Source organism: Paraburkholderia sediminicola, assembly GCF_046026895.1.
Taxonomy (GTDB): domain Bacteria; phylum Pseudomonadota; class Gammaproteobacteria; order Burkholderiales; family Burkholderiaceae; genus Paraburkholderia; species Paraburkholderia sediminicola_C.
Genome location: NZ_JAQQEU010000001.1, coordinates 351907 through 365031, shown reverse-complemented (window position 1 = coordinate 365031; position 13125 = coordinate 351907). Strand labels below are relative to the sequence as shown.

The following is a 13125-nucleotide window of genomic DNA, read 5'->3' as shown; positions in this document are numbered from 1 at the left end:
GAGCATCGCTCAATTAACCAGAATATAAGATATCCTGATGGACCTGAACCAGTTTCGTAAAATTTCCGTACCGCTGTGCACGGCGTCGAAATCCTTCAACAAAGTGTTCGGAATTGGTGCCAACAAAACCGGGACGACCTCACTGCAGGCGATTTTCAACATTCTTGGACTCAACGTGGCCCCGCAGCAAGAGGGCGAACTGCATGGAGTTCAGGCAATGAAGGGAAATCTGAGGCCTTTGGTTGATTATGTGAGCAAGTATGATGCGTTCCAGGACATACCGTTTTCCATAAAAAGCACATATGCACAACTTGATGCATTGTTTCCCGGCAGCAAATTTGTCCTTACCTACCGCAATGCGGACGCTTGGTTCAATTCACTGCATCAATTCCACCGAAAGATCTTTGGCGTGCCCGATGAAAGGGAGATCCGGCGTGAGGATTATCGCTCGTTAAATTATCTTTATCCCGGCTACGTCGATCATATGATGGACCTGAACTGGACTCTGGAGGTTTATGAGGAGGTTAGTCTGAAGCGAAATTATGAACTATTTTACAATCCGGACCACTACAAAAGTATTTATCGAGAGAGAAATGCGGAAATTGTTCGCCACTTCTCCGAACGCCCGAGTGATTTACTGGTAATTGATCTCACCCAGGAAAAAGATACGAGTAGAATTGTAAAATTCCTTGGTTTGCCAGATGATTTGATTACGAATATTCCGCACTTGAACGAAACTTGATAAATCAAGCATCACCATCTCTCCTCCAGCGTTGAATGGTCGCTCCCGAACAGTTTGGTTCCGTGCCGTCGGCGTTACGCATGCACGTCGGCGGCAATGCAGCAGTTGTACAAAGCGGCGAGAACGAAGACGCAACCGGAGTCTGCAACGTTGGCGTGTCACCCAGCGAGCGAAGCCGCGTGCAGTTGACAACGCATTCAGCAGCCTTTGTCTTCAGAAGACGTTCGCGGATGTCCTGCGGCGCGCTCACCAGCAAGGCACGCAACAGACAACAGGTTGATCGCCTGCGTCTTGGCTTTGACGGCGCTGCGACGAGCAACGGAAACAGCTCGCATCGCTTCGGCCGCTCCGGGTTGCTCTTTGGGAATCGCGGTTGCTTTTTCGGCGAGGACCGCTCGGGCGGCGCTTTCCGCATCGGTCGGATCGGACTTTCCGCGCGATCGACGAGCAGCTCGATCAGGACGATTGATCTCCAGCACTTCGATCCCGGGATCGCGCGACACACGTGCAAGGCCTGCGCCATAGGTGCCGGTTCCTTCAACCCCGCGCGGCGCAAATGACCAATAGAATTCGCCCAAGTCAGAAGCTTGATATATCCCGCAGTTTCGGCCGTCACCGACAAGGTTCCAAGGAGCTTCCCTGTTTCGCTGATTACTGCACCGACATGCGTCGAGGTGCGTGTCGACATCCAGAATGACTTCGTGTCGTTCCATGCGTGTTTCCGTCGTGGTGGGCGCATCGCCAACCCCACTCGCTGGACAGGACACTCACGGTGCAGGACAAAGCTCCTATCAGGTCAAACGCTGGGCCCGGCAACGCTCCGGTGAATGCCGGAGCCCGATCGAAAGGTCAACGCCAAGGCAGCTCGGCCAATCCCAGCACGGGTGAGATCGGTCCGACGTTCAAGGTGCATTTTGGACTGAGTTTCCCAGCAATTTCCTTTGCGGGACATAGAGCAACGCATGCCATAGTCAGCCAGCTTGCGCTCAAACTCATGGCTCGCGTTCCCACGGACCGAGTGGTGCAGCGCGCCGGGCGCGGGCGTGCGGCGAAACCACGCCATCGTCAGCGCGTCGGTCATAAGGTCGGCCGTCATGAGCTCACCGCGCCCAAGAGCGTCAATACGTCTGTGACCTGCTCATCGAGCGACCGCACGCCACTGTCCACCCTGAGCGCCGGCTCCAGTGGTGCCTCGTACGGACTATTAATCCCCGTCATGTTCGGAATTGCTCCGGAGCGCGCTTTTTTGTATAGCCCTTTCGGATCACGCGCCTCGCACACCTGAAGCGGCGTGCTCACATGAATCTCGAGAAAATCGTCCACCCCTATCAACTGTCTCGCCGCCTCCCGCTCGTGCCTGAACGGAGAGATAAACGCTGTCATCACGATCAGCCCAGCATCCATCATCAGCTTCGCGACCTCGGCAATCCGTCGGACGTTCTCTACGCGGTCGGCTTCAGTAAAGCCGAGATCGCGGTTCAACCCCTGCCGGACATTGTCGCCGTCTAGAATGTACGTCCGCCGCCCGAGCGCATGCAGTTTCTGTTCGAGCGCATTGGCTAGGGTGGACTTGCCTGAGCCTGACAATCCGGTAAGCCAGATCACCTTGCCCTGATGCCCATTCAGACGCTCGCGATCCGCACGGGTAATATTCAGCGCCTGACGGTGAACGTTCTCTGCGCGTCGCAGATTATGGCGAATCATGCCTGCCGCGACGGTCGCGTGCGTAAACTTGTCGACTAGAATGAAACCGCCCAGCGTGCGCGAATGCGCGTAGTTATCGAACGCGATCGGCCGTGTCAGCGCAATATTGCACACGGCGATATCGTTCAAGCCTAGCTGACTGCACGACTCCTGCGCCATTGTGTTGATATTGACCCGATACTTGAGCGCGGTAATCGATGCACCGGCCCACTGGCTCGCGAGCTTCAGTTCGTAGGTGCGCCCCGCCAGCCCGGCATCCTCGTGCATCCACACGAGCGTCGCCTCGAACTGATCGGTCATCTCTAGCGGATCGGCCTCGCTCGATATGACGTCGCCCCGCGAAGCGTCAATCTCGCGGTCGAGTACGAGTGTAACGGCATCGCCGCGCGCGGCGTCCTGCGAGTCACCATTCATCGTCACGATCCGTTGCACAGCAGCCGTTTGCCCGGAAGCAGTCACGCGCACACGGTCGCCAGATGCCACGCTGCCGGCCGCCACCGTGCCGCAAAAGCCGCGGAAATCTGCGTGCGGTCGACTCACGCTCTGCACTGGAAACACGAACCGTCCGCCTTCGCGCGTGCGGATGTCAATGGTATCGAGATACGCCATCAGCGTTGGCCCCCCGTACCACGGGGTGTGCGCGGAGCGTGTCGTTATGTTGTCGCCCCTGAGCGCCGAGAGCGGAATCGACACGATGCTTTCAAACCGGAGCGCCTGCACATAGTCGGCGAAGGTCCGCGCGATTTCGTCGAACACTTCATGGCTATAGTTAACGAGGTCCATTTTGTTGACCGCCAGCACTACATGCCGGATGCCGACGAGCGACACCAGATACGCATGGCGGCGCGTCTGCGCGAGCACCCCGACGCGCGCATCGACCAGCACCACGGCCACATCCGCCGTCGATGCCCCCGTCACCATGTTTCGCGTGTACTGTTCGTGCCCCGGCGTATCGGCGACGATGAACTTGCGCCTCGGCGTCGCAAAAAAGCGGTACGCGACGTCGATCGTGATGCCCTGCTCGCGCTCGGCCGCTAGCCCGTCCACCAGAAGCGCAAAGTCAATCTCGCCGCCCTGCGTGCCGTAGCGTTTCGAATCAGCCTGTAGAGCTGCAAGCTGATCGTCGAAGATCTGCCTCGACTCCCACAGCAGGCGGCCCAGCAGCGTGCTCTTGCCGTCGTCCACGCTGCCGCACGTAATGAAACGCAGCAGGTCCTGGCTTGCCTGCTGTTCGAACCACGGCTCGAGGCTGGCCAGTGCGGAGTCTAATTTGCTGTTGTCCTGTTGCTTCATCAGAAGTACCCGTCCTGCTTCTTGCGCTCCATGCTGCCCGCACCGTCGGTATCGATCTTGCGGCCCTGCCGCTCCGACTGACGCGCATTAATTAGTTCGAGCAGGATATCTTCAAGCGTCGCCGCCGAGGACTCGACCGCGCCCGTAAGCGGATAGCAGCCGAGCGTCCGAAAACGCACGTCGCGGATTTCGATCCGCTCGCCGGGCAGCAAGCGGCAACGTTCGTCGTCCACCATCATGATCATGTCCGGCCGCACCACCACGGCGCGTGGCCGCGCGAAATAGAGTGGTACAACGGGGATGCCCTCCTCGTAGATGTACTGCCAGATGTCAAGTTCAGTCCAATTCGAGATCGGGAACACGCGCATGCTTTCGCCAGGCCGCTTGCGCGTGTTATAGAGATTCCAGAGTTCGGGGCGCTGATTTTTCGGGTCCCACCGATGGGTCGATGTCCGGAACGAAAAGATGCGCTCCTTCGCGCGCGACTTTTCTTCGTCGCGCCGCGCGCCGCCGAACACCACATCGAAGCCGTAATGATCGAGCGCCTGCTTCAGCCCTTCCGTCTTGGTAATGTCAGTATGCAACGCGGAACCATGATCAAATGGGTTGATATCCTTCTCAATGGCCTCGGGATTGGTATGGACGACTAGTTCCATGCCGCTTTCGCGCGCCATGTAATCGCGGAAGGCGTACATCTCCTGAAACTTCCAGCGCGTATCGACGTGCAGCAGCGGGAACGGCGGGCGCGCCGGATAGAACGCCTTGCGTGCGAGATGCAAAATCACGCCGCTGTCCTTGCCGATCGAGTACAACATAGCCGGGTTGCGCGCTTCGACCACGGCTTCACGGATGATGTGGATGCTCTCTGCCTCCAGCCGTTGAAGGTGTGGCGGCAGTCGCCGCCGCACGGTGCCGCTGCCCTGCAAGGACAGTTCGCGCGCCAGCACGGGCTGCCAGGCCTGCAATGCCAAAGTAACGTTCGGGTTCGGCATCCCCTCGCGCAGATGCGCGACCAGTTCGCAATGCGGAAACACCGCGATCGGCTTGCCAGTCTGCCGCTGAAATTCGCTCAGTGCTGCGTGGATCGCTCCAGTTTCGGCGGCAGCCAATGGTCGCCAGTACCGTGCTCCACGCGCATCGTTCGCGTGCAGGCAAGGCTTGCCACCCGGCAGCCTCGCCAGTTGCGCGAACAACACACGCTCACGGCGGCTGCGCGCACGCTCGATTGCCCAGTGCAGCACCAGCGCATTGAGCGGGCGGCCGAGTTCGTCGCGCAAGTCAGTCGCCTCGAGTTCGGGCGGCAGGAGGTCCATTTCGTGCAGCCGACGCTCGGCCGTGCGTTTGCTATCCGCCCGTCCGGCTCCGCACAACTGAGCATGGGCGAGCTCGGTAGTCCATGTGCGCTCGGCATCGAGCTCCGCGAGGTCGGTCTTATTCATCTGTCGCAATTTGGGAGAAGCGCCCATCCGGATCGAAATTCAGACATAGCACCATCATGAATCCGGTCTGATTTTTTCAAATCCGTGAAATGCGACGGATTTTGGCCTCTAATCCGCCCCGTACCCGCAACCTGATCGACTGATACGGGCAAATGAAAGCACTGCTCGCCGACGCGGATTATTGCTGGCAGTGCCCGCCGGATTGCTGCGAGCGAGAAAAAGCGCCTTCTCGAAGAGCGCCGCTGCCTTCTTCGCGCCTGTGCGACACGTGTTGCCATTAGCTTCGCGTAAGACAGCGAAGCATGCCTGCTACGTAGGGGCAGCTTCGGCACCGCGCAACACAGTCACGAGTCAGACACCGGGAAATGTCGCCGGTAGATGATGGGAGATCCAGGTAGGACATGAAGCAGCCAAAGGTGAGTGCGGCCTCGATCAGTGTCAATGTGGCGACGTCCGCATCGGTACGTGCCCGGCGATGCCAATCTCGACAACGCGGCGGATTTTCTCCAGCCTAAGTACGGCTTGGGTACTAAGCTGAAGTGGGCTCGCCCCAAGCAGTCGGAACCCGCTGCGCCACAATACGCGGCGTCTTGCCGATGAGCGTGGACACTTCCCATAAACCATAGTCGAGTCTGAACGAGACATGCCGGCTCAAATCCCGCTTGCTGAAGGCCATGATGTCGTCCAGCGGCCAATGGAAAAGATCCTCGCGTTCCCAATCGACATGTTTCGACATGGAATTGAAGCCCAATCCCAGAGTAACCGACGGCCAGAGCGCCTTTAGTGTGCTCTGCGCCAGCGCGACCGTTTCGGCATAGGTATTGCCCACCTTCACCGTGAAGATGCCGCAGACAATGCAATAGTCGAAGGCGTCATCAGGGTAAGGCAGATCGCGAACATCACGCTTCTCGAACCGGGCATTCGGCCAGCGACTACGGGCTTCAGTCAGTACCGCATCCACCAGATCGACCCCCGTATAATCGATCAGGTCCAGCAGCGCGTTCTCCTTCAGGTAGTCGAGAAGGAGTCCAAATCCGCACCCGACATCCAGCAGCCGCAGCCGGTGGTGCGGCGAGTAGCGGGTAAAGTCGATCGGTGACAGCAGGGCGGCATAGCGGGCGGCGAGATCAGGCGCGTTGGGCCAGCCAAGGCGCTGCAAGAGCTCTTCCGGCTTCGCTGCCGGCGACGGGTAAAAGTCCCTCAGTTGCTTCAAGTCGCTGCGCATTAATGTGTCGTCTCTCGTAGGTGGCGGGTCAGTCAAATAGATCGGCTTGACTCTGCACAACGTTTGGAGCATCGGCCTCGTCAGCCTTGGGCCGCCATGAAAGCCGGCGGCGCTGCGAAGTACGGCATCTGCGGAGATCGGTATGTTACAGAGTTCGGCGTGGTTTGGGGAGCTTGGTCTCTAGTTTCAAGTGCAACACCTGTATTGAGATAAGGTGTTGCGATGAAGAAGAACTGCCGTCATCTGAGCGCGGAGGAACGCGCGATGATCATGATCGAGAGTGGCAAGAACACCAGCGCGTGCGTGCGATTGGGCGGCTGCTCGGGCGTAGCGCCTCGGACGATTACACGGGAACTGGCCCGGAATAGTGCGGAGTCGGCGCGATGTTACGACGCCACGGGCGCAGCCAGGGCTTACCGTGCGCGGCGTGAGCGGAGTCGGCGACCGCGCAAACTGCGGGCGGGAAGCGAACTGTATTGGCGCGTGCATCATCTGTGTGATTCACACACCTCGTTTCAACTAAAATGAGGCGATGGACCGTGAGATTGCGACCCGATTACGTTGGGTGCTGATGTATCACGAGACCGGCAACGCCGGTTTCGTATGCGATCGTGATGTCACTGATGGCAGGCGCGAATTCGCTGAGGACGATCGAGGTGTTCATTGGCGAGCGGCGTGCACAGCTGAACGAGCTGTTCGGTACGGACTGGCGCAAGGCGCCGAGCTGGGTGGGCCTCCGGAAATTTCTGCTCCAGCTCGACGAGCACGATCTGGAAAGCGCGGTGCGTGCTTTCGCGCAGAAACAGGTTTGCGCGCCGCCGGGGCGGCAGTTCATCGCGCTGGACGGCAAGGCGCTGCGCGGCAGCGCCTCACGTCTGGAGGACATGACGGCCCGGCATATCGTTTCGGCCTTTGATCAGCAGGGCCTGATTGTGCTGGGACATGTCGAGGTGGCGGAAAAATCCAATGAGATTCCGGCCGCGCAGGCGTTGATCGAATCGCTCGGGCTACAGGGCCGGGGCTTCACAATGGACGCGTTGCACTGCCAAAAAAACGCTAGCGCTCGCCCTGCAAAAGCAGGCCGACGTGCTGGTGCAGGTCAAGGGCAACCAGCCAACCTTGCTTGCCGCTTGTGAGGATCTTGCGCGCTACTGCACGCCTGCAGAATGCGACGTGCAACACGACAAGGGCCATGGTCGCATCGAGACGCGTACCGTACGTACCTACGACGTGCCGGCGAACTTGCTGGAAGCTGACTGGCAGCCGCTGGTACGGCAGATCGTGAGTGTCTCGCGAACGGTCGAACGCCGAAACCGCACTGGCTGGGCTTGCAGCAGTGAGACGGCGCGGTGGGTCAGCACCTGCGTCATGAGCGCTGCAACCTGCCAGATGGCCATCCGTGGTCACTGGTCGGTGGAAAACCAGAATCATCACGTGCGCGATGTGGTCATGAAAGAGGATCACTGCACGACGCGACACAAACCCGGAATCCTGGGCCGCCTGCGCTCCATGGCACTGAACTGCCTGCGAGCGACATCTGATCGAAGCGTAACTATTGAACTGCGGCGCAACGCCTTGAACTTTGAACACTTACGACGTTGCGCCTGCGGAAGGAGAAATTAACAGCTCTGCTCCGGAGCCTCGCCCGACTTGCGTAACGACGACTTACTGGGTACTGGCGGTGGCACCCTTTTTATTCTTTGAATTCTTCTTTTCGGGAAAGAGCGCCGCAGCGTCCGGCATACCTGCAAGCCATTTGTCGATCGTTTTGCCAGCCTGATCGGCGCTCATCTGAACGCCCAGCCTTTTCGCAAACCGCAAGGTAACGTCCTTGATTGTCCTGGCGGCGTGACTTCGCGACTGCCAGCCCTTTTGCGGTGGCTGTGTCCTCTTGACCATCTTGTACGCGAACTGCCGGACTGGCTCGTATGCCGCGTCTCTGCCCGCAGCCCCGACCGCGCCCTTCTCCCGTTTGACTGTTGAAATCGTCTGCTCGCGCGCTTCGTCGATGCCTTTGCTTGAAATCGCGACACCTGCCCAATATCGGGCATCGGCCATAAGGGACCACGCGAGACCGGCGTCGCCCGCCCGCATTGCCCGCCCCGCCCGCAGGCAGTATGCAGTCGCGACAACGATCGAACCAAGCGGGGAGCGCGCGATCCAGTCTGGCCCTTTCGCCCGGTCCTCGTCTGAAACGCAGGACATGAAGATCTGGATGGGCTCTTCAATGGAAGGATCATCGTTCGCGGCTACGACCTGAGAATCACGTGGACAAACTCTTCCTCGCTCGTTCCCGGCGTCAGGTGCATGTAACAGTTGCCAAGGTTCGCAACTGTGGTGTCGAAAAACCATTGCAGGTCGCGTTCGCGACGCGCCGGCCGGTGTACGGTGTTCATGCGGTTGTTCTTCCCCGTCTGATCGAATAATAGTGAGCGCCCCAAGATCACCTCGAAGGGGCGTCAGAATCATAACCGCCGCTGGCATTAGACGGACGCTGCGTCGCGGCGCCATCGTTTCGTCGTCTCAGCGTGAGGCCAGGTTTCTTTGCGGCTAACACGCCTCGCGGAAGTCTGGGCTGGACATAGTCCGAAAGCCCACGTGCCCACCGCCATCCATCGGACGGGGACGGCAGAAAAGTGCCTACGAGTCGAGGAGCAGAGCCGCGCCCTAGCAAGAAAGTCTTCGAGTTGAATTTCCGTATGATTTCCGTACGGAAACGGGAGAGCCCCAAAGCCACCACCAACAACCAACCCGTAACTCATTGTATTTGAGGTATTTTTTGGTGCGCCCGGCTGGGATCGAACCAGCAACCCCTGCCTTCGGAGGGCAGTACTCTATCCATTGAGCTACGGGCGCTTCAACACGAAAGCGCGGCAACCTGAGCGGATGCGACGCCAAAGCGAGACCGGAAGGATACCCGGTTTCGGCCCGAGCGTCCACCGGACGGCCGACATAGCAAGATTTGCCGCCCTCCGGACGCCCCGAGCGCTCCGGGTAAACGCCTGCTGAACACCGCGCCGCCGCCCTCGCCGCCGTCGAAATCTTCCGTCTATAATCGTCCGTGGCTGATATAGAACAAGAAGTTGCCGTCACGCTGTACCGCTCACATACCCACGGAGACGAGACAAGCATGAGCGAAGCACCACACGGAGCCCCGATCAAAACCCCAGCGCAGCTCATCGCCGCGGTCATCGCCGGGTTTGCTGTGCCGATCGTCATCATCATTCTGCTGGCGGTCTATGTCGACAATTCGACACGCACGGGCGCCGGCACCGACTCCCTCTCCGAAGCCGAAGTCACCGCCCGCATCAAACCACTCGCCCAGGTCGAAATTCGGGACGCCAACGCGCCGCGCGTCTACAAGAGCGGCGAAGAAGTCTACAAGGCCGTGTGCTCCGCATGTCACGCGTCGGGCGCGGCGGGCGCGCCGAAATTCACCAATACCGCCGACTGGGCGCCGCGCATCTCGCAGGGCTTCGACACGCTCTGGCACACGGCGCTCGCCGGCAAGGGCGCCATGCCGCCGCGCGGCGGCACCGGCCCGGACGACTACAGCGACTTCGAAATCGCTCGTGCGGTGGTGTACATGGCGAACAACTCCGGCGCGAGCTTCCCGGAGCCAGCACAGCCCGCAGCGGGTGCGGCGGCCTCAGGCGCGGCAGCGGCTGCGCCGTCGGCAGGCGTTTCGGACGCAGCCGCCGCTCAGGCCGCCGCGGCAATGGCGGCCATGGCGAGCGTCCCGCAAGCCGCGGCGCCCGCCGCAGGGGGCGCGCAAAGCGCGGACGCATCGCAAGCCGGCAAGGCGTTGTATCAGCAGGTTTGTCAGGCCTGCCACGCGGCCGGCGTGCTGAACGCGCCGAAATTCGGCGACAAGGAAGCGTGGGCGCCGCGCCTGAAAGAGCCGATGGACACGGTCTATAACTACGCGCTGCACGGCAAGGGCGCAATGCCGCCGAAGGGCGGCTCGACTGCATCGGATGCCGACGTCAAAGCCGCCGTCGACTACATGGTCAGCGCGGCGAAGTAAAGCTTTCGACAATACCGCTTGCGGCATTGGCCGTGATACGAAAATCCCTGCATAGCAGTAACGTGTGCAGGGATTTTTTCATGCGCGACGCATTTATGCGTCAGCTTCGATGGAAGGGGTCCGGGGCCGACGCCGGACGGCTGAACGCATCGGCAAAGGCAATGCCGGCGCGCTGCCAGCGAGCGCGGTGAAACGCGCGGGCAACGTGGCGGGCGGGAGCCACGGATAGTCCAGACCCACCTGCAACGCGTCGAGCAATGCGCAGGGTCTTGCGAACTCAAGGCTTCTGCAACAACGCCTTCAAACTCGCGAGCCGGTCTTTCGGCGACATCGGCGCTTCTTCGGGCGTGGGCGGCGGCGCATCGTCGAGCAGCATTTCGGGAATGAAACGCGACGGCTCGCACACCACCGTCTCCCGCGCGCGCTTGCGCTTCTTGCACCAGTTCAGATGCAAACTGCGCTGCGCCCGCGTGATCGCGACGTACATCAGACGGCGCTCTTCCTCGATGCGCGCGTCGTCGATCGGTTCGTCGTCGGGGCCGCCGCGATGCGGCATGATGCCCTCCTCGACGCCGACCAGAAACACGTGCGGATACTCCAGCCCCTTCGATGCATGCACGGTGGACAGCCGCACCGCGTCGGGGTCTTCCTCGCGGCCTTCGAGCATCGACATCAGCGCGACGGTCTGGATCAGGCCGAGCAGGTTCTTGCCGGTGTCGCCGAAACCGTCTGCCGTGTCGTAGCCGGTCGCTTCGCTGTTCGTGCCGCCTTCGGGCTCGGCCTTGGTGCCCTTGCGCTTGAGCCACTCCATGAACTCCAGCACGTTCTGCCATTTGGCCTGCGCCTGGCGTTCGTCGAACGCGTCGTACAGGTACGCCTCGTAGTGAATCGCGTCCATCAGTTCGTCGAGCAGCGTGCCGGCCGCGTCCTTTTCCGCGCGATCGGTGAGGCGCTGCATGAAATCGCAGAACACCCGCATCGGTTCGATCTGGCGCGGCGACAGACGCGCTTCGATGCCGCCCATGTACACCGCCTCGAACAGCGACACCTTCGCCTGGCCCGCGAACGAGCCGAGCGCTTCGAGCGTCGTATTGCCGACGCCGCGGCGCGGCGTGGTGATCGCGCGGATGAACGCGGGGTCGTCGTTGGCGTTGGCGATCAAACGCAGGTAGGCGCAGATGTCCTTGATCTCGGCTTTGTCGAAGAACGACTGGCCGCCGGAGAGCACGTACGGAATCCGCTCGCGACGCAGCACCTGCTCGAAGATGCGCGCCTGGAAGTTGCCGCGATACAGGATCGCGTAGTCGCGGAAATGCGCGCGCCGCTCGAACTTGTGCGCGGACAGGCGGAACACCACCGACTCGGCCTCGTGTTCTTCGTCGTTGCAAGGCGTGACGGTGATCGTGTCGCCCATTCCGTGTTCGGACCACAGCTTCTTTTCGAACAGCTTCGGGTTGTTCGCGATCACGTTGTTCGCGGCGGTCAGAATGCGCACCGTGGAGCGGTAGTTCTGCTCCAGCTTGATCAGGTGCAGCTTCGGAAAATCCTTGCTGAGCTGCCCGAGATTTTCGAGCGTCGCGCCGCGCCAGCCGTAGATCGCCTGGTCGTCGTCGCCGACCGCCGTGAACGCCGCACGCTTGCCCGCCAGCAGCTTCACCAGTTCGTACTGGCACGCGTTGGTGTCCTGGTATTCGTCGATCAGCAGATAGCGCAGCTTGTTCTGCCAGCGCTCGCGCACCTGCTCGTTCTTCGCGAAGAGTTCGGCGGGCAGCCGGATCAGGTCGTCGAAATCGACCGCCTGATACGCGTGCAGCGTCGCCACGTAGTTGCGGTACACGATCGCGGCCTGATGCTCGTCCTCGTTCGCGGCGATCGCGATCGCCTCTTCGGGCATGATCAGGCCGTTTTTCCACAGCGAGATGATCGACTGGACCTTACGGATGAAGCCTTTGTCCGTCGAGCCGACCTGCTCCTGGATCATGCCGAAGCAGTCGTCCGAATCCATGATCGAGAACTGCGGCTTCAGGCCGACGTGTTCCGCCTCCTGGCGCAGAATCTGCACGCCGAGCGAGTGGAAGGTGCAGACCGTCAACTGATTGACGGGCACTTTGCGGCCTTCCTTGCCGGGCGTGGTGAGCGTCTTGCCCTCGAGCAGCTTGCCCACGCGCTCGCGCATTTCCGCCGCGGCCTTGTTCGTGAACGTGACAGCGGCGATGTGGCGCGGCTCGAAGCCTTTGGCTTCGATCAGGTGCGCGATCTTCTGCGTGATCACGCGCGTCTTGCCACTGCCTGCGCCGGCGAGCACGAGACACGGACCGTCGAGATAACGGACCGCTTCATTTTGAGCGGGGTTCAGGCCTGCGGACATCGTCTGTGGATGGGTATTGCGGTTGAGAGCGGCGGTTGAAAGCGCGTCGGCGCGAAATTGCCGGCCGAAGGCTCGGGGCATGCGGCGCGGCTGCGTTGGCTGGAACGGACGCCTCTTGATGGGTTCGAAGACGTCCCGCTCCGCTGCGATTCGCGCGAGAGGAGCGATGTTAACATGGATACCTCGATGGATACCCCCACCAACGTCCGCAACGGGTACCCGGACGGATCGCAACGAAGCCGCTGACGGTCCGCATTCGGGACATGCCACAATTGCGGTGTTGCGCGCCGTCGCCATGGTGGCAAAGCGGCGCGCCGTTTTTGCAGG

General features: G+C 60.7%; 8 protein-coding genes, 1 tRNA gene and 4 pseudogenes. 5 read left to right on the top strand and 8 right to left on the bottom strand.

Going from position 1 to position 13125, the window contains the following annotated elements:
• The first annotated feature begins 37 nt into the window (after window positions 1–37).
• A complete protein-coding gene (locus PQR02_RS01625) occupies window positions 38–742 on the top strand; it encodes a sulfotransferase (protein ID WP_408224430.1) in 705 nt (234 codons plus the stop codon).
• 139 nt (window positions 743–881) lie between these two features.
• Here the strand turns inward: PQR02_RS01625 and PQR02_RS01620 are convergent.
• From PQR02_RS01620 to PQR02_RS01600, 5 genes and pseudogenes are all read right to left on the bottom strand, one after another.
• Window positions 882–1455 (bottom strand): annotated as a pseudogene (locus tag PQR02_RS01620) (IS110 family transposase); the annotation flags it as partial.
• A gap of 212 nt (window positions 1456–1667) precedes the next feature.
• Window positions 1668–1838: pseudogene (locus PQR02_RS01615) on the bottom strand (IS3 family transposase); the annotation flags it as partial.
• Window positions 1835–3739, bottom strand: a complete 1905-nt coding sequence (gene cysN, locus PQR02_RS01610) for a sulfate adenylyltransferase subunit CysN (protein ID WP_408224424.1) — start codon at window positions 3737–3739, stop codon at window positions 1835–1837. The gene cysN and the pseudogene PQR02_RS01615, both read right to left, overlap by 4 nt.
• Complete coding sequence (gene cysD, locus PQR02_RS01605) at window positions 3739–4635, bottom strand: sulfate adenylyltransferase subunit CysD (protein WP_408224657.1); 897 nt, start codon at window positions 4633–4635, stop codon at window positions 3739–3741. Before cysD ends, cysN begins: the two co-directional genes overlap by 1 nt.
• Before the next feature lie 1072 nt (window positions 4636–5707).
• Complete coding sequence (locus PQR02_RS01600) at window positions 5708–6403, bottom strand: class I SAM-dependent methyltransferase (RefSeq protein ID WP_408224421.1); 696 nt, start codon at window positions 6401–6403, stop codon at window positions 5708–5710.
• A 222-nt stretch (window positions 6404–6625) separates the two neighbouring features.
• On the opposite strand from PQR02_RS01600, the pseudogene PQR02_RS41010 reads away from it, so the two are divergent.
• Both PQR02_RS41010 and PQR02_RS01595 read left to right on the top strand, forming a co-directional pair.
• Window positions 6626–6895 (top strand): annotated as a pseudogene (locus tag PQR02_RS41010) (helix-turn-helix domain-containing protein); the annotation flags it as partial.
• 122 nt (window positions 6896–7017) lie between these two features.
• Window positions 7018–8026: pseudogene (locus PQR02_RS01595) on the top strand (ISAs1 family transposase).
• A gap of 42 nt (window positions 8027–8068) precedes the next feature.
• Here PQR02_RS01595 and PQR02_RS01590 read toward each other — a convergent pair.
• Window positions 8069–8608: a hypothetical protein gene (locus PQR02_RS01590; protein WP_408224418.1), complete on the bottom strand. Its 540-nt coding sequence runs from the start codon at window positions 8606–8608 to the stop codon at window positions 8069–8071.
• 62 nt (window positions 8609–8670) lie between these two features.
• On the opposite strand from PQR02_RS01590, the gene PQR02_RS01585 reads away from it, so the two are divergent.
• The gene (locus PQR02_RS01585; protein ID WP_408224415.1) at window positions 8671–8829 is read left to right on the top strand and encodes a hypothetical protein; all 159 of its coding nucleotides are present in this window, start codon (window positions 8671–8673) and stop codon (window positions 8827–8829) included.
• Window positions 8830–9183: 354 nt separating this feature from the next.
• Here the strand turns inward: PQR02_RS01585 and PQR02_RS01580 are convergent.
• A tRNA-Arg gene (locus tag PQR02_RS01580) sits at window positions 9184–9259 on the bottom strand.
• Window positions 9260–9533: 274 nt separating this feature from the next.
• On the opposite strand from PQR02_RS01580, the gene PQR02_RS01575 reads away from it, so the two are divergent.
• On the top strand, window positions 9534–10430 hold the full coding sequence (locus PQR02_RS01575; RefSeq protein ID WP_408224412.1) for a c-type cytochrome: 897 nt from the start codon (window positions 9534–9536) through the stop codon (window positions 10428–10430).
• 277 nt (window positions 10431–10707) lie between these two features.
• Here the strand turns inward: PQR02_RS01575 and PQR02_RS01570 are convergent, their stop codons facing one another.
• The gene (locus tag PQR02_RS01570) at window positions 10708–12798 is read right to left on the bottom strand and encodes a UvrD-helicase domain-containing protein (protein WP_408224654.1); all 2091 of its coding nucleotides are present in this window, start codon (window positions 12796–12798) and stop codon (window positions 10708–10710) included.
• Between the last annotated feature and the right edge of the window lie 327 nt (window positions 12799–13125).